Below are 16,931 nucleotides of genomic sequence, written 5' to 3'. Positions count from 1 at the left end.
TTGCACATTCGGCCCGGTTGCGGAATGTCTAGGGCGAACCGAAATGCCAGCATTGTGAGTATTTGATGCAGATCGTCGAAACCGAAATTCCCGGTCTGATCTGGGCCTGCGGCATGCTTCCCGGCGCGGAGAAGCCGGCCATGCTGAAGGAGGAAACACTGCCGGCGGCGCTGGCAGCGTCGGAGGGCTTCGTCTGGTTGCATCTCAACCTTGCGGATGTGCGCGTCACGGACTATCTCGCTACTCTCTCGGATCTGACCGAACCGGCGCTGGTCGCGCTGACCGCACGCGACAGCCATCCGGCGGTCAACGTCGACGAAGGCTCGCTCTACGGAACGCTGATCGACTACCAACGCGAGTTCGATCGGCACACCCGCGATCTCGGCCGGCTGCATTTCGCCATTTGCGGTCGGCTGATCGTCACAACGCGCGTTCACCCGCTGCGCAGCCTCGACCGAGTGCGCGCGGCCATCGAGAAAAGCCCGTCCAAATTCGCCCTTCCGATCGACGTCTTCGAGCAGCTCGTCGCCGAGGTCCAGCGCACCATGTTCCAGCTGGTGCTGGAATTCACCGAGGAGCTGAACGAGATCGAGGACGCCGTCTACGGCCACAAGCCGCGGGAAGGGCAGGTGCCGCTGCAGCCGCTGCGTCGCTCGATCGTCCGTCTCCATCGCTATCTGCGCACGATGCTGACCGCCATGCGCCATGCCGCGGCCTGGGACGAGGAGGAAATGCCGGAAGGCTTTGACGAGGCTGCGGCCCGCCTGATCAGCCGGCTGGAAGCCGCCGACCATGAGGTCTCCGCCTTGCAGGACCGCGCCCGCCTGCTGCACGAAGAGGCGGATTCCCGCCTCTCCGCCGAGACCAACCGCCACCTCTACATCCTGTCGGTGATGACGGCTTTCCTTTTGCCGCCGACGCTCGTCACCGGCTTCTTCGGCATGAATACGCCGGGCCTGCCGTTTTCCCACGACGGGTCGAGCGGCACGATGTGGGCCTTCGGCCTGATCATCGCCTCCACCGTCGCCGCCTGGTGGCTGCTGCGCCGGGCCGGAATTCTCTAGCCGGCTTCGTCCAGCGCGCGCATCTGCTCGTCCGTCAGCTGCAGGGACGCCGCCTTCACAAGGCTGTCGAGCTGCGCCTTGCTGGTGGCGCTGGCAATCGGCGCAGTAAGGCCACGCTTACGCAAAAGCCAAGCGATCGCGATTTCCGCCGGCTTGGCTCCGGTCTCTTCGGCCACCCGGTCGAGTGCGCCGAGGATGGCGAGGCCGCGCTCGTCGAGATAGCGGGCGGCGCTGCCGCCACGGCTCTTGCCTTCCGTATCCGCCTTCGAACGGTATTTGCCGGTGAGGAAACCGGCCGCCAGCGCATAGAAGCTGATGACGCCGATCTCTTCCTTTACGCAAAGGTCCGCAAGGGGTCCTTCGAACAGGCTGCGATTGTGCAGATTGTACTCCGGCTGCAATACGTCATAGCGCGGCAGACCGGCCTTGCTCGCGGCAGCAAGCGACTGCGAGAGCTGAGCGGCGTCGAGGTTGGAGGCGCCGATCGAGCGGACCTTGCCCTGTTCCTTGAGCTTCGCCATGGCGCCAAGCGTTTCCTCGTAAGGCGTATCCGGGTCCGGAAAATGCGCCAGATAGACGTCGATGTAGTCGGTTTGCAGACGCCGCAGTGAATCGTCAGCCGCCTGCAGGATCCATTTTTCCTTGAGCCGCTTCTGGTCGCCCCACATGGGATGGCCGACCTTGGTGATGATGACGGCCTTATCCCGCGCCACCTTGTGCGCCTTCATCCACCGTCCGATGATTTCCTCGGACTCGCCGCCGCTATGCCCTTCCACCCATGCGGAATAGACGTCTGCGGTGTCGATGGCGTTGAGTCCGGCATCCAGCCAAGCGTCCAGCAGGGAAAACGAGGTCTGCTCGTCGGCCGTCCAGCCGAACACGTTGCCGCCGCAGACGATAGGTGAAATCCGGATGCCGGTCCGGCCGAGGTCGCGATATTGCATGGGTGGGATCCTGTCTCGAATAGGGTGCGGGTGGAGAAGAGTGTAGGGCGCGGCCACCGCCGATCAACCGCACCAGGGCCGGCGCTTGCCGGTCCATTTGCGCGCCAGTCCTTCCTCGACCATGAGTTCGCCCGCCGACTTCCCGTCGATCATCACCACGCGCAGCTTGCGGCCGTAACGGTCCCGATCGCGGCTTCCGAGTGGGCGGAGTTCGAAATCGTTGGCGGCCAGCAGTTGCGACAGCCGTTCGGTGGCGCGATCGCCGAGCTCCTGTTCCCGTTGGCAACGCGACGGATGGGTTTCCGGGGCGTCGATATCGGCGATGCGGATCTTCTCGCCGCCGAAATAGAATGTGTCGCCGTCGATGACGCAGTCCGTATGCTTTCCATGCCCGCAGAGGCGATAGGGCCTCTTGGCCGGCACGGGCGCGCTCTGTCGGGCCTCGGGCAGGAACCGGCTGGCAATGGCCGATGCCGTATCCGGATGCAGGAAGACCAGCGAACTGACCGCGCCGATGCCGACGCCGATGAGCGTCGACACAAGCTTCGCCAAACGGCCGGACCATCTCGAAGAAGGCCGCGCTCGGTGATGTGATCGAAGTCGCAGTGGAATCAGCTTGCCCATGCGGGCAGGCTAGGCGGCGAGACCTTACGCGACGGTTACCATCGATTAGACGAAGTCACACCTTGATACGATAGCGCACGTAATCGTCGGCGCCCGCGAAGGTGTCATAGAGCCGCCGGGCGGCGGCATTGTCGGTCTCGGTGTGCCAGTAGAGCCGCGACCAGCCGCGTTCCCGGCAGAGGGCGATCAAATCCTTGATCAGCGCTCGCCCGATTCTCTGGCCGCGAAAGCTTTCCTCGACGAAGAGATCTTCCAGATAGCAATCGGGTGCAATGCTCCAGGTCGAATCGTGGAAATGATGGATGGCGAAGCCGGCCAGCCCGCCGTCCACCTCGGCGACTCTGATGGAAAGCCGTGAATCGGGATCGAGAATGCGCGACCATGTCGAGGCGGTGACCTCTTCGCTCAGATCCGTCCTGTAGAAGGCCAGATAGGCGTCCCACAGCGCACGCCATGCCTCTTTGTCCGCAGCGTCCACGTCCCGGATCGTTATGCTCATTCGTGTCACACTCCGTTTGTTCGCAATCGGTAGGCGCGGAGGCCAAGCATGTCAATTCACGGTCAGCGCCATTGCCTTTGCGGGAGGCCGAAACTAAGTTGGCCGCAAATCAGGGACATAGGAGGACGGCATGCTGCGTTTCGGAATTCTCTCGACGGCCAAGATCGGTCGTGAACTGGTCGTTCCGGCCATTCAGGACGCCGAAAACTGTGTGGTGACGGCCATTGCCAGCCGCGATCTGTCGAAGGCCCGCGCGATGGCCGACCGCTTCTCCGTCCCGCATGCCTTCGGCTCCTATGAGGAAATGCTGGCGTCCGACGTCATCGACGCCGTCTATATTCCGCTGCCGACCTCGCAGCACATCGAATGGTCGATCAAGGCCGCCGACGCGGGCAAGCACGTCCTTTGCGAAAAGCCGATTGCGCTGAAGGCCGACGAGATCGACGACGTCATCGCCGCGCGCGACCGCAACAAGGTGCTGATCTCGGAGGCCTACATGGTCACCTATTCGCCGGTCTGGCGGAAGGTCCGCTCGCTGCTGTCGGAAGGCGCGATCGGCAAGCTGCGCCATGTCCAGGGCGCCTTCACCTATTTCAACCGCGACCCCGGCAACATGCGCAACATTCCGGCGCTCGGTGGCGGTGGTCTGCCCGACATCGGCGTCTATCCGACGATCACCACGCGCTTCTCGACCGGCATGGAGCCGCTGCGCGTGCAGGCGACGACCGAGCGCGATCCTGAATTCGGCACCGACATCTACTCTTCCGTCCGGGCCGATTTCGGCTCGTTCGAACTGAGCTTCTACATTTCCACCCAGCTTGCCGCCCGCCAGGTCATGGCCTTCCACGGCACGGAAGGCTTCATCGAGGTCAAGTCTCCCTTCAACGCCGACCGTTACGGCGCCGAAGAGATCGAGGTGACCAACCAGAGCCATGGCGAATCGCGCCTGTTCCGCTATCAGGACGCCCGCCAGTACCGCCTGGAAGCGGAAGCCTTCGCCCGCGCGGCTGCAGGCGAGGACGCCGAGGTCGTCACGCTTGAAAGCTCGAAGAAGAGCCAGCTCTTCATCGACGCCATCTACCGCGCCAGCGAGAAGGACGGCTGGGAAGCCGTCTGAGCGCCATCCGGCTTTGCCTCGGCGATGGGAATCATGCTGTTCTCGACGGCATGAACCATCTTCGTTTCGCCGGGGCCTCGCCGGAAGAACAGATTGACGCGCTGAAGGACATCATCCTGTCGGAGGATTGGCTCGTTGAAGCCTTGCACCGGCTGGACGGCATGCGCCTCAACGACAGCTGGATCGTTGCCGGTGCGCTCTACAATATGGCGTGGAACCGCCTGACAGACCGTCCATCGCTTCGCGGCATCAAGGATGTCGATATCTTCTATTTCGACGATCACGACCTCACCTACGAGGCGGAGGATCGTGTCATCCGGTGCGCGGCAGAGGTGTTCTCCGGCATGGCGGTACCTGCGGAGGTCCGCAACCAGGCGCGGGTCCATCTGTGGTTCGGCCGGCATTTCGGGTTTGACATCGAACCGATTGCGGACTGCCACGATGCCGTGTCCCGCTTCTCGTCGGTCGCCTACTGCGTCGGCGCCCGCCTGGACGAAACCGGCGATCTTCAGATCATGGCGCCTTACGGTCTCGACGATCTGTTCTCCTTCCGCATCCGGCCCAACCGTTACTACGAGAACCGCGAGACCCATGAACGCAAGGCGGAGAGAGCCCTGTCGCTCTGGCCGGAACTGACTGTCGAACCGTGGTGAGGGTTACCGCCGAAAGACGAAGCGCGAATAGCCGAAGTAGCTGAACGCCATCGCGGCAGCCGATGCGATGACGAGCGCGGCGAGTGGCGGGACTGCCGGGAAGGCGAGCAGGACCGCTGAGTAGATCGCATAGTTGAGGATGGCGGATGTCACGCCGACGCCGCCGTAGCGCGCGCCTTCAGACAATACATGGCGTCCTGACTTTCCGAATGTGAACGTACGGTTCAGGAGCCAGGTGACGCACATGGCGACGGCGATGGCGATCAGTCGGGCTGAGAACGGATCGAGCGGGCTCACGTGCAACAGCAGCGCAAGCACGCCGGCGTCCGTGACAAAGCCGCTGCCGCCTGCGACAGCGAACCAGATCAGGCGTTTCATGCCGCGTTTGCCTTGCGCCGACTCGTGGAGGGCGCCGGCGCCGTCGTCTCGCCCGGCTCGCCTGGCACCGAGATCATGCTCTGGCCGGACTTCCGGCTGGCATGCGCCGACAGGGCAGGCAGCCTCATATAGTGAATGCGCAATTGCTCCGCTCGGGACCGCGCCACCGAATCGAGAATGAGCCCGGCGGTAAAGACCATGAAGGAGATCATCATCAGGGCCATCGACAGGACCCAGGTCGGCAGGCGGTCGACGAGGCCGGTCTCGAAATACTCCAGGAGCACCGGCGTCATGAAGATGAGGCTCGCCGCCATGAAGAAGGCGCTGATGATGCTGAAGAAGACGAAGGGCCGGGTTTCCTTCATCAGCATGGCGAACATCCAGAGGATCTTGCCGCCGTCCTTGAAGGTGGAGAGCTTCGAATGCGAGCCCTCGGGCCGGCGTCCATAATCGAGCTCCAGTTCGCAAACCGGCATCTTCAGGCGCGAGGCATGAACCGACATCTCGGTCTCGATCTCGAAGCCGTCCGACACTGCGGGGAAGCTCTTGGCGAAACGTCGGGAGAAGGCGCGGTATCCGGAAAAGATGTCGGTGAAATCCGTGCCGAAGATCGTGCGGTAAAGGACGTTGAAAATGCGGTTGCCGAAGGCATGCCCTTGCCGCCCGGCATCGTCATGCACGCCGCGGCGCGTGCCGACGACCATGTCGACGCGCTCGGTGATCAGCGTGCGGACCAGTTCCTCGGCGTCCTCCGGAGCGTATGTTCCGTCGCCGTCCGCCATGATGAAGATGTCGGCATCGATATCGGAAAACATGCGCCGAACGACGTGGCCCTTGCCCTGGCGGCGCTCACGCACGACTTCGGCGCCAGCCTGCTTTGCCTTGCGCGCCGTGTCGTCTGTGGAGTTGTTGTCATAGACATAGATGTCCGCGCCCGGCAGGGAGGTCTTGAAGCCGCTGACGACGTTGGCGATCGTCGTTCCCTCATTGTAGCACGGCAAGAGGACTGCGATGCTGTAAGCGATGCTGTCGGGTTGACCCATGATGTCCGCTCGATCGGGGTTGGCGCTCAACGCGCGTGAAGCGCATCCGCAGGTATGATCATCCGTTTTACTATTTCTTGAGAAGGTTAAGGCTAGGTTTCGGACGTCTCAAGAACAAGCGGAAGGTCCGGAAAGATGACGGATTTGGTCGGGATGTCTGAAACTGCCGAACATCACCGATCTGCCTCACGGTCGAAAGCCTTCTTCCGCAACAGCTACGGACCGGTCTGCCTGGTTTATGCCCTGGCGCTTGTTGCTGTCCTCATAGCGTTGACCTGGTTCAGGGCGACCGATTATCTCGGCCCTGACAACGACGATGCCCTGCGCCTGGTAGAGGTGCGCGACCTTTTGAACGGCCAGGGCTGGTTCGATATGATGCAGTACAGGCTCGGCCTCGACGGCGGCACGCTCATGCACTGGTCGCGCTTCATCGATCTGCCGATTGCCGCGCTCATTTCCTTTTTCTCGCTTTTCCTGTCTTCGGAGAAGGCGGAGATCGCCGGCGTCGCCGCCTGGCCGCTGTTGCTGGCAGTTGCGCTGCAGTTCGTTCTGGGGCTCGCCGCTCTGCGTGCCGGTGGCATGCGTGCCCTGCATGCGGCCCTTCTCCTCAACATTTTCCAAACTCCGCTGTTTGGCCGCTTCCGGCCGGGCGCCATCGATCATCACAATGCCCAGCTGGTGCTGGTCGGGCTGATCGCCGCCATGCTTCTCGATCCCGGAAAACGGGCAATGAGCTACGCCGTGGCGGGCGTGTGCGCCGGGATCGCGATCGCCATCGGCGCGGAAACAACGCCGTTCATCGCGGCCGTCTGCGCCATGGTTGCGTTGCAATGGCTCTGGGACGGCCAGCGCAACATGGCGAGAGCTGCCGAAGCCTTCGGGCTATCCCTGTTGGTCACGGTCACCGCCGCATTTTTCCTGACTGTCCCGCCGGCGCGCTATTCCGTTGTGACCTGCGATAATCTCTCGCTCGGCTTTTTTGCCCTGGCGTCGATCGGTGGTGCCTCCCTGTTTCTCGCCGCCCGTCTGGCCAGCGAAGCGCGCTTTGCCGTCCGCCTCGCAGCTCTCGCCGGCATCGGGGCGGCCGTCGCGGCGTCAGCCTTGTTGATCGCGCCGCAATGCCTGCACAATCCGCTTGCCGACCTCGATCCGATGCTCGTCAAGCTCTGGCTGAACTCCGTGACCGAGGCGCAGTCCATCGTCTCCCAGTCACGTTTCAAGCCAGAGAGCATCGGGCTCTATTTTGCCGTTCCGGTCTTTGCCGTCGCGGTCTGCCTTACGCGTCTCTATCTTCGCGATCGGGTCGCGATGCACCTGGTGATGCTGGCACTTATATCGGTCAATCTGGTCATCGGCTGCATTCAGCTGCGCTCGATGTTCTTTGCCAATTTCCTCGCCTTGCTGCCGTTGGCGGTGCTCGCCGGCGAACTGCATGCGAAATCCAGGCGGGAGCCGCAGAATCTCGGCCTCGGCATGGTCTTCGTCGCGACGGTCCTGCTCTCCGCCGTGTCGACCTGGGGTCTCATCGAACCGGTCTACAGCAAGGTTCGGGGCGTTGACACCAAGACCGAGGGCAAGGATGGTGCCGGCCTCACCTGCCGCACGGGTGACGATATGCAGCAACTGGCGATGCTTCCCGCTGGCACGGTGGCGAGTGCGTCGAATGTCGGCGCGCCGATCCTGCGCTTTACCGATCACCGCGTTCTCTCCGCTCCGTATCATCGCAATGTCGGTGGCATGCTGGCCGAACTGCACATTGGCATGGCGCAGCCGAAGGAGGCCGAGGCCCTGCTGCGGGACGCCGATGTCAGTTACATCGCCTTCTGCGACACCGACCCGCAGACGGAGCATCTGATGACGCTTGAGCCCGGCGGGCTCTATGCCGAGTTGCAGAAGGGCGAGGTACCGGGCTATCTCAAGGCGCTTCCGGTGGATCCGAAATCGGGTATCCGCATATTTGAAGTGGTGCCGGGCTCTTAGCGCTTTCGGCTGCCAGTCGCCGCCCTGTCGGGTCTGTTCACGACCGCATGCCTTCGGCATGATGGCGCCATGAGCAATATCTTCGATACCGATTCGCCCTCCAACCTGGCCGAATATTCCGTTTCCGAACTGTCGGGCTCGATCAAGCGCACGATCGAGACGGCCTTCGATCAGGTGCGTGTGCGCGGCGAGATTTCCGGCTATCGCGGGCCGCACTCCTCCGGTCATGCCTATTTCACCCTGAAGGACGACAAGGCCCGCATCGACGCGGTCATCTGGCGCGGCAATTTCACACGGCTTCGCTTCAAGCCGGAGGAAGGCATGGAGGTGATTGCCACCGGCAAGGTCTCCACCTTCCCCGGTTCGTCGAAATACCAGATCATTATCGAGACCCTGGAACCGGCCGGTGCCGGCGCGCTGATGGCGCTTCTGGATGAGCGCCGCCGCAAGCTTGCCGCCGAAGGACTGTTCGACCAGGAGCGCAAGAAGCCGCTTCCCTACCTTCCGCGGGTGATCGGCGTCGTCACCTCGCCGACCGGCGCGGTCATCCGCGATATCCTGCACCGCATCTCGGACCGCTTTCCGGTTCACGTCGTCGTCTGGCCGGTCAAGGTCCAGGGCGAGGGATCCGGCGAGGAAGTGGCCAACGGCATTCGCGGCTTCAACGCGTTGAAGCCTGGCGGGCCGATCGCAAGGCCGGATGTGCTGATCGTCGCCCGGGGCGGCGGCAGCCTCGAGGACCTTTGGAGCTTCAACGACGAGATCGTCGTACGTGCCGCAGCCGAAAGCACCATCCCGCTGATATCCGCCGTCGGCCATGAGACCGACTGGACGCTGATCGATCATGCTGCCGACATCCGCGCCCCGACCCCGACCGGTGCCGCCGAAATTGCCGTTCCGGTCAAGGCGGATCTCGAGGCGGAAGTCGCCAGCCTGACGGCCCGCCTGCAAGGAGCAGTCTCCCGCCAGATGGACAATCGCGGCCAGGCGCTGCGGGCGCTGGTGCGCGCTCTGCCGTCGCTGGACCAGCTGCTGGCGCTCCCGCGCCGGCGCTTCGACGAGGCTGCCGCGCGCTTGGGCCGGGGGCTGGAGATGAGCACGATCAACAAGCGCCGGACTTACGAGCGGGCCGCTTCCGGCCTCGCCACGCTGCCGGTGCGGCTGCTCGGTCATATGGAACGGTCGCGCGACCGGGTGCAGGCGCTTTCCGCCCGTGCTGACGGCGCGATCGACGTTCGTATTGCACGGCGCAAGGATGCGCTCGCCGCGCATGGCCGCATCCTGAATTCCCTGTCCTACAAGAACGTGCTGGCGCGGGGCTACGCCGTCATCCGCGATGCCGAGGACCGGCCTTTGCCGCGGGCGGCCATGCTCTCCGAGGGGCAGGCGTTCCAAGTCGAATTCGCCGATGGCCGCGTAGACGCGATCGCCGGGCAGGGCGGCGGCCCGGACGCTTCGCCATCGAAGCCCAAGGCCGCGCCGAGGAAAGCTGCGGCAAAGCCGGCCAAGACCGATCCGCCGAAACAGGGCAGCCTGTTCTAGGGGATCATCGGGCCGTCCTGCCGGTCAGCCCTCGAAGCCTGCCAGATACGGCCGCAGGACATCGTCCAGTGCGGCAATATCCTCCGCGTTCAAGAGGGCCGCGAGCCGGGGCTGGTTCTTCACATGCGCGCCGACGGCCTCGTCGATCAGCGAAAAGCCCTTGTCCGTCAGGCCCATTCGCCGCCGCGCATCACGGGCACCTTGGAGCCGTCCGGCTTGATGCCGTCGACATCCACCTTGTCGGAGCCGATCATCCAGTCGATGTGGATAAGGGAGGAGTTGCCGCCCTGCGCGGCGATCTGCTCCTTCGAGAGCTTGGCGCCGTCGATGAAGCATTTCGAGTAGCACTGGCCAAGCGCGATATGGCTTGCGGCATTCTCGTCGAACAGCGTGTTGTAGAACAGGAGGCCGCTTTGCGAGATCGGCGAGGAATGCGGCACGAGGGCGACTTCGCCGAGCCGGCGCGCGCCTTCATCGGTGTCGAGTACCTTCTGCAGCACCGCTTCGCCCTTCGAAGCCTTCGCCTCGACGATGCGGCCCTTTTCGAACCGGACCTGGATGTTGTCGATCAGCGTTCCCTGGTGCGACAGCGGCTTGGTGGAGGAAACGGTGCCTTCGACGCGCATGGCATGCGGCGTCGTGAACACTTCCTCCGTCGGGATGTTCGGATTGCAGGTGATGCCGTTCTTGGCGGTCGACTCGCCGCCGAACCATTCATGGCCGTCGGCAAGGCCAAGTGTCAGGTCGGTGCCGGGGCCGCTGTAGTGCAGGGCCGAGAAGCGATGGCCGTTCAGCCAGGCCGAACGCTTGGCAAGTTCGCCGTTATGCGTGGTCCAGGCGGCGATCGGATCGGCGACATCGACCCGCGAAGCGGCGAAGATGGCGTCGGCGAGCTTCTTGACGGCCTCTTCCTCGGAAAGCTCGGGAAACATCTGCTTGGCCCACGAGGGGTTCGGATAGGAAACGATGTTCCAGTTGATGTCGAAGTTCGAGATATGCTCCAGCGCCGGCTTGTAGGCGATTGACATCGCCCGGTTGGCGCGCGCCACCTTGGCCGGGTCCTGTTCAGACAGCATCATCGGATTGTCGCCGGAAATGGCGAGCCGCGCCGTGTTGCCGGCATAGGCCTTGGCCATGCCCTCGTAGAGCCAGTCGGCGGCCTTGTCGAAGCTCTCGTCCGGGGCATGCGCATAGCGGGCGAGCGTCATCTCCTCGTCGGCGAAGAAGGTCGACACCAGCCCGGCGCCAGCCTTGTAGGCATGCTTGGTGATCAGCCGCGCGAGCGGCAGCGCGTTGACCGGCGCCGTGACCACGAGATCCTGCCCGCGCTGCAGCCGCAGGCCGACCTTGATGGCCACCTCGGCCAGCTTGTCGAGTTTTGCGGGATCGATGGCGGTGCGGGCGTCGGGCATTGCGGTCATGGGAAGGGCCTTCCTGGTGGTCTTTGAACGAATGGTTCGGAATTTAGGGTGCTTCTGCATCCAAATGAAGACGTCGAGACCAGTTTGACGCCGCGTCCCCGAAACTTTTCCGTCCGCCGCGCGTTTGCAATGTGACGCTCATTCGAAAGGAACGATCATGGAATATGGTATTATCGGGCTGCTGATCCTCATCGCCGACATCTACGCAGTCATCAAGGTCCTCGGCAGCGGCGCTTCCGGCGTCGAAAAGCTGCTCTGGATTCTCGGAATCGTGATCTTCCCGCTGCTCGGTTTCATCGTCTGGCTGCTCGCCGGTCCGGGCGGCCGTCGCGCCCGCATCTGACGCATCAGGCAATCAATGCGGCGGCCTTCGCTCCGAGGGCCGCTTGTGCATCCTTGGGGGACAGGCGCACCTGCAATCCGCGCTGCCCGCCGTTCATGTAGACAAGCGCGTGTTCCAATGCGGTCTCCTCGATCGCGGTCGGCACGCGCTTTTTCTGTCCGAACGGGCTGATCCCGCCGACATGATAGCCCGTCAGGCGTTCGGCCTCCGCGGGCTTCATCATCGCCGCCGACTTCGCCCCGAAGGCCGCCGCCAGCTTTTTCATGCTGACTTCGCTGTCCGAGGGAACGACCATGCAGACCGGCTTGCCATCGGCTTCCGCCATCAACGTCTTCAACACCTTCGAGGGATGTTCGCCCATCGCTTCGGCAGCCGCTTCGCCGATCCGGGCCACATTCGGATCGTAGTCATAGGTGTGGACGGTGAAGGCAACCTTGGCCTTCTCCAGAAATTGCGTCGCGCGCGTCGTCTTCGACATGTCTTTGCCTCAGGATGCGAAAAACGCCGCGTAGGCGTCCGGCTTGAAACCAATCTCGATCCGGCCGTCCTTCTCGATCACCGGCCGCTTGATCATCGAAGGCTGGTTGACCATCAGGGCGATCGCCTTTGCCTCGTCGAGATCCTGCTTGTCCTCGTCGGACAGCTTCTTGAAGGTCGTGCCGGCCCGGTTGATCACCTTGTTCCAGCCCGCCTTGGCGCACCATTCCCGGAGCTTCTCCTCCGTCACGCCCTGCTTCTCGTAGTCGTGGAAGTCATAGGCTTCATCGTGCTCGCCGAGCCAGGTGAATGCCTTCTTCATTGTGTCGCAGTTCTTGATGCCGTAGATGGTGACCGCCATGCCATGCCCTCGCTTCTTGTTGCGGCTCCTGCTTAGCCGCAGCGAACGCGCTGGAAAAGGTCACTCCGCGGCAAAACCGTCTACCGGCCGGTCCACAGCAGGCTGCTGTCGAGCGTCCCGCGCTCAAGGTGTCCCTTGATGACGTTGAGGCGCATGAAGTTGGACGTGCGGAAATCAGCGCTCAGCCAGGGGATGCGTTTGACCCCGTCGACCAGTTCGGCAATCGTGCCCTCCAGCGTGGCGAGCGGCTGGTGATCCGGGGCGAGGCGTTCGTAGAGCGAGAAATCCACCTTGTAGGACCGCTTGTCCGGCGGCGCATCGGAATTGATGTCGAGCACCGAGCCCGGAATGGCGGCGACCACGGCTTCGGCCAGGTCCTTCACCTGATAGTTCCAGCGATTGGACCCGGCATTGACGGCGAGATAGCGCCCGCCTTCTTCGGGATCGCGGATGAGCGCCCATTCGATGGCCCGCGCCATGTCCTTCACACTGATCAGCGGCCGCCAGGGCGAGCCGTCGGAGAGCACGGTGACCTTACCGGTCACGAGAGCCGAGGCGACGAAATCGTTGAGCACGAGGTCGAGCCGCAGCCGGTCGGACATGCCACAGGCCGTGGCAAAGCGCAGCGATGTGATCGTCGCCACGTCCTGGTCCAGCTGTTCGAGGAAGGTCTCGGTGTCGACCTTCGAGCGCGCATAGGCCGTCAGCGGGTTAAGCTCGTCCGTCTCGGTCTTCGCCACGCCGCTCGCCGCGCCATACATGCTGCAGCTCGACGCGAACACGATACGCTCGACACCGGCCTCGACCGCGCCGCGGGCGATCTCGCAGCAGGAGAGATTGTTGATGTCGCGCGTCACATCCTCGAACTGGTTGCCCATCGGATCGTTGGAGATCGCCGCCAGCAGCACGATCGCATCGAAATCCTCGTAGAAATGTGTCGGGAAGCTGCGCACGTCGCCGTAATACTGCGCGTCGAGCAGCACTTCCGGGCTTGATGTGGCGCCCGTCAGGCAATGCGCGAAATAGCCGGTGTCGTAACCGCAGATCGCCGATTCCGGAAAGCGCTCGCGCAGATGCCTGATCAGCACTGGCCCGACATAACCCTGGTTGCCGACGACAAGAATGTTCATGGAGACGATGTCCTCACGCGGGCACGCGTCATGGCATGCCGGTTTCCCTGCGCGGCAGACTGTCGCTTCAACCTTGTCCGAGCCTAAAGCTCGCAATGTGCTCTTATCCCTCTCCCAAGGATGAAGCTGCGCGAAGGTTTCACGCAGCCTCGATGCTGGATGGTGAGCGCTTGGCATCATCGGATGTCGAGTTTTAACCCCGACAGACGTTCGCAGATCTCGATCAGACGATCCTGTTGCTGATGATTGCGGGCGACGGCATGAACCTCGCGGGGCCGCATGTGATAGAAATACCCCGCCGTCACCACCGCGGCCGGATCATTGCTGACCGCAAGCCAGGTCTGCGTCCGATGCGCCTGGTCGAGATCGTCGGTTGCCGCCGGCCCGCCCATGCGCGTTGGCACCCAGCCGGGTTCGAGCGCGTTCGACAGGACGTCCGGCCAATATCTGGCGAAGGCAAAGGCCAGAAGCACATCGTGCAGTTTGCTTTCCGAATAGGCCATAGTTCCATCCCAACGGCGCTTCTCCCACGTGATGTCGTCAAGATCGGCCGATGCATTGCGATGAAGACCGGAACTCAGATAGACGAGCCGTTTCGGCCTTTCGATCAGCGCCGTCAGGATGAACGGCGCCAGCGTGTTGACGGCAAAGACATGCGGCAGGCCATCGCCGGTTTCGATACGCTGCGGCTCGCGGTAGCCGACGGCGACATTGTGGATGACCGCGTCATAGGGACCATGCCGGTTGGCTTTTTCGGCAAGCCGCATGGTGGCGCGAATGGTCGAGACATCGCCAACGACCGCCGCATGGGCTGCAGGCAGGGCCGCCATGGCGGCCTTGGCCCGTTCGTCGTTTCTGGCATGCAGGACGACCTCATGCCCTTTCTCCGCCAGCAAGGCGGCTGTCATCAGCCCAAGGCCCGTCGAGGAGCCGGTGATGAAGATTCGCGACAATGATCTTCTCCCTGTGTTGACACTCATGTCGGCTGCCTTGTCATTTCGGTGCGTGTTTCAGGGCAATCAGCAATGCGGGAATGCCGATGAGCGCCGAGATCGGCATGATCGACCAGGGGCCGGCATGATCGACGATTAGCCCGCCGACCAGCGCGCCGGCGGCAATCGCGCCATTATAGGCCGACACATAGAGTGAGGACGGCGCCTCGGCACCGTTCAGATGGGCCGCCGCCTTGAACACCCAGGTCTGCATGAGGACCGGCAAGGCGGTATAGGCCGCGCCCCAGATCAGAAGCAGCGCAATGACAAGTCCGCGATTCGTGCCGGCAAAGCTGAGCACTGCGATACTGGCGATCAGGACGATCATCGTAACAAAAAGCGTGGGCCGATAGCCGCGCGCCATGATTGGCCCGATGCCGAAATTCCCGACAAGACCTGCAGCGCCATAGGCCAGCAGTAGGCCGCCGATCCATGACGTCTCGAAACCCGTGATCTGTTCGAGGAAGGGGGCGATATAGGTGAAGGCGAGGAAATTCGCCATCATGATGAGTGTGGTCACGTAGACTGCCGCGCGCAGGGGCCGCTCGCGCCACGCCTCGGCAACCGTGCTGTACCTGCCGTTATGGCTTGCGGCAATATTGGGCAGGGTCAGCCACATCTTGATGAAAACGGCGAGGGAAAGGACCGCAAGCGCGATGAAGACGATGCGCCAGCCGGCATAATTTCCGAGAAACGTGCCGGCGGGAATGCCAAGCACAGAGGCGAGCGCAAGCCCGCCATAGACTGCCGAGGTGGCGCGGACAGCGTGTTTTTCGGGAACGATCCGAACTGCCATGCTGGCCGCCGTCGACCAGAAAATGCCGATGGCGGCGGCAACGATCAGCCGGCTTGCCAGAAGCACCGCATAGTTTTCCGAAAAATAGGTCAGCACATTGCCGAGCGTGCAGGCGAGCAGAAGGCTGAGCATCAGCCATTTGCGGTTCCAGTGGCGTGTAGCTGCCGTCAACGGCGTGGCGGCGATTGCCACGAGCAACGCGAAACCAGTCACCAAGAACCCGGCCTGCCCGAGTGATACGCCGACGCCTTCCGCCATCTGCGGAAGGATCCCGATGGGCATCAGTTCCGTGCTAACGAAAGCGAATGTTCCAAGTGAAAGCGCGACAACGGCAAGCGCTTCGGCCAGAGGTGAGCGCCGTTTGATTTCACCGATAAAGGCCGCCTTTGGAGCGGGCTCTCCACGATGTTGAGGAATAGCGTGGTCAGTCATGCCAAATCTCCGTTTTTCAGGTTCGGCCTACCATGCCGGTGAAAGGCTGATGCGTGTAACGTCGATTTGTCGTATCATTCATGACTGAAAGTCACCTATCGATGATCGACAAAGACGAAACATGCGGAGTATCGGGCATGAATTTTGACGGCCGTATCCTGTCCGGCGTTGGCGTGCTGGCCGCCGTTGTCGAAAGAGGCACGTTTGCGGGGGCAGCCGAGATGCTGGGCCTCACCCCTTCCGGGATCAGCCGATCGATTTCGCGGCTGGAGAACCGGCTGGGCATCCGACTGTTCAACAGGACGACCCGATCGCTGCACCTGACGGATGAGGGCGCGCGCTTTTATGAGGCCGTCGTCTCGCATCTGGAAGGTATAGAGGAGGCGGCGGGCGCTGCATCAGGGGCCGCGAGCGCAGTGCGCGGCCGTTTGCGGGTCAATGTTGATCCGTTCTTTTCCGGACTGGTGTTGGCGCCGCATCTCGGCAGCTTCACGAAGCGTTTCCCCGAACTGCAGATCGAAATCCACACCCGCGACGATGTGGGCGATCTGGTTTCGGAAGGCATGGACGTTGCCGTGCGTTTCGGGCCACAGCCGTCGTCCTCGCTGATCTCACGGCTTTTGATGGAGACGCGCATCTTGACTGTGGCCGCACCCTCCTATCTCGAAGCTCGCGGCAGGCCCAAAAGACCGGAGGATCTGTCAGAGCATGCCTGCATCCAGTTCCGCAATCCGTTGACGGGCCGTCCTTTCGAATGGGAATTGCAGCGCGGCAGGGAGGTCCTGCCTGTCCCGACGACCGGTCCGCTCCTGCTGACCGATGTGAACACCATGCTGCAGGCCTGCCTGGCAGGAGCCGGCGTGGCGCAGGTCATGTCCCTCGGCACCGCGCACTGGATCGCCAGCGGCGCACTGATTGATCTCTTTCCCGACTGGCCGGACGAGACCTTTCCGCTTTACGCCATTCACCCGTCCCGCCGCCACCCGGCGGCGAAGGTCCGCGCCTTTCTGAATTTCTGCGCCGAACTCACAAGGACAGAAACGCCAGACGGCTATTAATCGCTCTCGCATCCCGACAATGGGCGACTACGCGAATTGGCCAAGGAGAATACTGCTGTGGACGAAACACTGCCTGT

Annotated in this window: 19 protein-coding genes; 7 read left to right on the top strand and 12 right to left on the bottom strand. The window is 62.8% G+C overall.

Annotated elements, in window-relative coordinates; translation table 11 throughout:
* The first annotated feature begins 65 nt into the window (after nucleotides 1-65).
* Nucleotides 66-1,064 (top strand): transporter, encoded by a 999-nt coding sequence (locus ACU5AY_RS15555; RefSeq protein WP_446826879.1) that lies wholly within the window; start codon nucleotides 66-68, stop codon nucleotides 1,062-1,064.
* Here the strand turns inward: ACU5AY_RS15555 and ACU5AY_RS15550 are convergent.
* From ACU5AY_RS15550 to ACU5AY_RS15540, 3 genes are all read right to left on the bottom strand, one after another.
* Nucleotides 1,061-2,008 carry an aldo/keto reductase gene (locus ACU5AY_RS15550; protein ID WP_446826878.1) on the bottom strand — a complete coding sequence of 316 codons (948 nt, stop codon included), beginning with the start codon at nucleotides 2,006-2,008 and terminating at the stop codon, nucleotides 1,061-1,063. The genes ACU5AY_RS15555 and ACU5AY_RS15550 overlap by 4 nt on opposite strands.
* A 63-nt stretch (nucleotides 2,009-2,071) precedes the next feature.
* Nucleotides 2,072-2,560 carry a thermonuclease family protein gene (locus ACU5AY_RS15545; RefSeq protein WP_446826877.1) on the bottom strand — a complete coding sequence of 163 codons (489 nt, stop codon included), beginning with the start codon at nucleotides 2,558-2,560 and terminating at the stop codon, nucleotides 2,072-2,074.
* 127 nt (nucleotides 2,561-2,687) lie between these two features.
* Nucleotides 2,688-3,131: an N-acetyltransferase family protein gene (locus ACU5AY_RS15540; protein ID WP_446826876.1), complete on the bottom strand. Its 444-nt coding sequence runs from the start codon at nucleotides 3,129-3,131 to the stop codon at nucleotides 2,688-2,690.
* A gap of 130 nt (nucleotides 3,132-3,261) precedes the next feature.
* Here ACU5AY_RS15540 and ACU5AY_RS15535 point away from each other — a divergent pair, with 130 nt between their 5' ends.
* Nucleotides 3,262-4,248 carry a Gfo/Idh/MocA family protein gene (locus tag ACU5AY_RS15535; protein WP_446826875.1) on the top strand — a complete coding sequence of 329 codons (987 nt, stop codon included), beginning with the start codon at nucleotides 3,262-3,264 and terminating at the stop codon, nucleotides 4,246-4,248.
* A gap of 50 nt (nucleotides 4,249-4,298) precedes the next feature.
* Nucleotides 4,299-4,901 carry a nucleotidyltransferase family protein gene (locus ACU5AY_RS15530; RefSeq protein ID WP_446826874.1) on the top strand — a complete coding sequence of 201 codons (603 nt, stop codon included), beginning with the start codon at nucleotides 4,299-4,301 and terminating at the stop codon, nucleotides 4,899-4,901.
* Nucleotides 4,902-4,904: 3 nt separating this feature from the next.
* On the opposite strand, the gene ACU5AY_RS15525 is transcribed toward ACU5AY_RS15530, so the two are convergent.
* On the bottom strand, nucleotides 4,905-5,279 hold the full coding sequence (locus tag ACU5AY_RS15525; RefSeq protein WP_446826873.1) for a GtrA family protein: 375 nt from the start codon (nucleotides 5,277-5,279) through the stop codon (nucleotides 4,905-4,907).
* Nucleotides 5,276-6,322: a glycosyltransferase gene (locus ACU5AY_RS15520; protein WP_446826872.1), complete on the bottom strand. Its 1,047-nt coding sequence runs from the start codon at nucleotides 6,320-6,322 to the stop codon at nucleotides 5,276-5,278. Before ACU5AY_RS15520 ends, ACU5AY_RS15525 begins: the two co-directional genes overlap by 4 nt.
* A 153-nt stretch (nucleotides 6,323-6,475) precedes the next feature.
* On the opposite strand from ACU5AY_RS15520, the gene ACU5AY_RS15515 reads away from it, so the two are divergent.
* Entirely contained in the window at nucleotides 6,476-8,302 is a 1,827-nt protein-coding gene (locus ACU5AY_RS15515; protein WP_446826871.1) for a hypothetical protein, read from the top strand.
* A gap of 69 nt (nucleotides 8,303-8,371) precedes the next feature.
* A complete protein-coding gene (gene xseA, locus ACU5AY_RS15510) occupies nucleotides 8,372-9,844 on the top strand; it encodes an exodeoxyribonuclease VII large subunit (protein ID WP_446826870.1) in 1,473 nt (490 codons plus the stop codon).
* 24 nt (nucleotides 9,845-9,868) lie between these two features.
* Here the strand turns inward: xseA and ACU5AY_RS15505 are convergent, their stop codons facing one another.
* Together ACU5AY_RS15505 and ACU5AY_RS15500 are read right to left on the bottom strand one after the other, a co-directional pair.
* A complete protein-coding gene (locus tag ACU5AY_RS15505) occupies nucleotides 9,869-10,021 on the bottom strand; it encodes a hypothetical protein (protein WP_446826869.1) in 153 nt (50 codons plus the stop codon).
* Nucleotides 10,012-11,265: an aminopeptidase gene (locus tag ACU5AY_RS15500; RefSeq protein ID WP_446826868.1), complete on the bottom strand. Its 1,254-nt coding sequence runs from the start codon at nucleotides 11,263-11,265 to the stop codon at nucleotides 10,012-10,014. The genes ACU5AY_RS15505 and ACU5AY_RS15500 overlap by 10 nt, the downstream gene beginning before the upstream one ends.
* A 157-nt stretch (nucleotides 11,266-11,422) precedes the next feature.
* Here ACU5AY_RS15500 and ACU5AY_RS15495 point away from each other — a divergent pair, with 157 nt between their 5' ends.
* Nucleotides 11,423-11,608, top strand: a complete 186-nt coding sequence (locus tag ACU5AY_RS15495) for a PLDc N-terminal domain-containing protein (protein WP_446826867.1) — start codon at nucleotides 11,423-11,425, stop codon at nucleotides 11,606-11,608.
* Between the two features lie 4 nt (nucleotides 11,609-11,612).
* Here ACU5AY_RS15495 and ybaK read toward each other — a convergent pair whose 3' ends face one another.
* The 5 genes from ybaK to ACU5AY_RS15470 all read right to left on the bottom strand — a co-directional run bounded on the left by ybaK (nucleotide 11,613) and on the right by ACU5AY_RS15470 (nucleotide 15,646).
* A complete protein-coding gene (gene ybaK / locus ACU5AY_RS15490) occupies nucleotides 11,613-12,086 on the bottom strand; it encodes a Cys-tRNA(Pro) deacylase (RefSeq protein WP_446826866.1) in 474 nt (157 codons plus the stop codon).
* Nucleotides 12,087-12,095: 9 nt separating this feature from the next.
* Entirely contained in the window at nucleotides 12,096-12,446 is a 351-nt protein-coding gene (locus ACU5AY_RS15485) for an arsenate reductase (RefSeq protein WP_446826865.1), read from the bottom strand.
* 80 nt (nucleotides 12,447-12,526) lie between these two features.
* On the bottom strand, nucleotides 12,527-13,576 hold the full coding sequence (locus tag ACU5AY_RS15480; protein WP_446826864.1) for an NAD-dependent epimerase/dehydratase family protein: 1,050 nt from the start codon (nucleotides 13,574-13,576) through the stop codon (nucleotides 12,527-12,529).
* 176 nt (nucleotides 13,577-13,752) lie between these two features.
* Entirely contained in the window at nucleotides 13,753-14,529 is a 777-nt protein-coding gene (locus ACU5AY_RS15475) for an SDR family NAD(P)-dependent oxidoreductase (RefSeq protein WP_446826863.1), read from the bottom strand.
* 40 nt (nucleotides 14,530-14,569) lie between these two features.
* A complete protein-coding gene (locus tag ACU5AY_RS15470) occupies nucleotides 14,570-15,646 on the bottom strand; it encodes an MFS transporter (protein ID WP_446826862.1) in 1,077 nt (358 codons plus the stop codon).
* A 287-nt stretch (nucleotides 15,647-15,933) separates the two neighbouring features.
* Here ACU5AY_RS15470 and ACU5AY_RS15465 point away from each other — a divergent pair, with 287 nt between their 5' ends.
* Nucleotides 15,934-16,854, top strand: a complete 921-nt coding sequence (locus ACU5AY_RS15465; protein ID WP_446826861.1) for a LysR family transcriptional regulator — start codon at nucleotides 15,934-15,936, stop codon at nucleotides 16,852-16,854.
* Nucleotides 16,855-16,931 lie beyond the last annotated feature (77 nt).

This window comes from Rhizobium sp. PAMB 3174, from assembly GCF_052908375.1.
The sequence above is the reverse complement of the archived record's forward strand: the minus strand, read 5'-3'. Positions and strand labels throughout refer to the sequence as shown.

Bases quoted from the DNA above. Each gene is read 5' to 3' on its own strand.
- ACU5AY_RS15555 (WP_446826879.1), top strand. From the start codon at position 66: ATGCAGATCGTCGAAACCGAAATTCCCGGTCTGATCTGGGCCTGCGGC.
- ACU5AY_RS15550 (WP_446826878.1), bottom strand. From the start codon at position 2,008: ATGCAATATCGCGACCTCGGCCGGACCGGCATCCGGATTTCACCTATC.
- ACU5AY_RS15540 (WP_446826876.1), bottom strand. From the start codon at position 3,131: ATGAGCATAACGATCCGGGACGTGGACGCTGCGGACAAAGAGGCATGG.
- ACU5AY_RS15535 (WP_446826875.1), top strand. From the start codon at position 3,262: ATGCTGCGTTTCGGAATTCTCTCGACGGCCAAGATCGGTCGTGAACTG.
- ACU5AY_RS15530 (WP_446826874.1), top strand. From the start codon at position 4,299: ATGAACCATCTTCGTTTCGCCGGGGCCTCGCCGGAAGAACAGATTGAC.
- ACU5AY_RS15525 (WP_446826873.1), bottom strand. From the start codon at position 5,279: ATGAAACGCCTGATCTGGTTCGCTGTCGCAGGCGGCAGCGGCTTTGTC.
- ACU5AY_RS15520 (WP_446826872.1), bottom strand. From the start codon at position 6,322: ATGGGTCAACCCGACAGCATCGCTTACAGCATCGCAGTCCTCTTGCCG.
- ACU5AY_RS15515 (WP_446826871.1), top strand. From the start codon at position 6,476: ATGTCTGAAACTGCCGAACATCACCGATCTGCCTCACGGTCGAAAGCC.
- xseA (WP_446826870.1), top strand. From the start codon at position 8,372: ATGAGCAATATCTTCGATACCGATTCGCCCTCCAACCTGGCCGAATAT.
- ACU5AY_RS15505 (WP_446826869.1), bottom strand. From the start codon at position 10,021: ATGGGCCTGACGGACAAGGGCTTTTCGCTGATCGACGAGGCCGTCGGC.
- ACU5AY_RS15500 (WP_446826868.1), bottom strand. From the start codon at position 11,265: ATGACCGCAATGCCCGACGCCCGCACCGCCATCGATCCCGCAAAACTC.
- ACU5AY_RS15495 (WP_446826867.1), top strand. From the start codon at position 11,423: ATGGAATATGGTATTATCGGGCTGCTGATCCTCATCGCCGACATCTAC.
- ybaK (WP_446826866.1), bottom strand. From the start codon at position 12,086: ATGTCGAAGACGACGCGCGCGACGCAATTTCTGGAGAAGGCCAAGGTT.
- ACU5AY_RS15485 (WP_446826865.1), bottom strand. From the start codon at position 12,446: ATGGCGGTCACCATCTACGGCATCAAGAACTGCGACACAATGAAGAAG.
- ACU5AY_RS15480 (WP_446826864.1), bottom strand. From the start codon at position 13,576: ATGAACATTCTTGTCGTCGGCAACCAGGGTTATGTCGGGCCAGTGCTG.
- ACU5AY_RS15470 (WP_446826862.1), bottom strand. From the start codon at position 15,646: ATGCCCATCGGGATCCTTCCGCAGATGGCGGAAGGCGTCGGCGTATCA.
- ACU5AY_RS15465 (WP_446826861.1), top strand. From the start codon at position 15,934: ATGAATTTTGACGGCCGTATCCTGTCCGGCGTTGGCGTGCTGGCCGCC.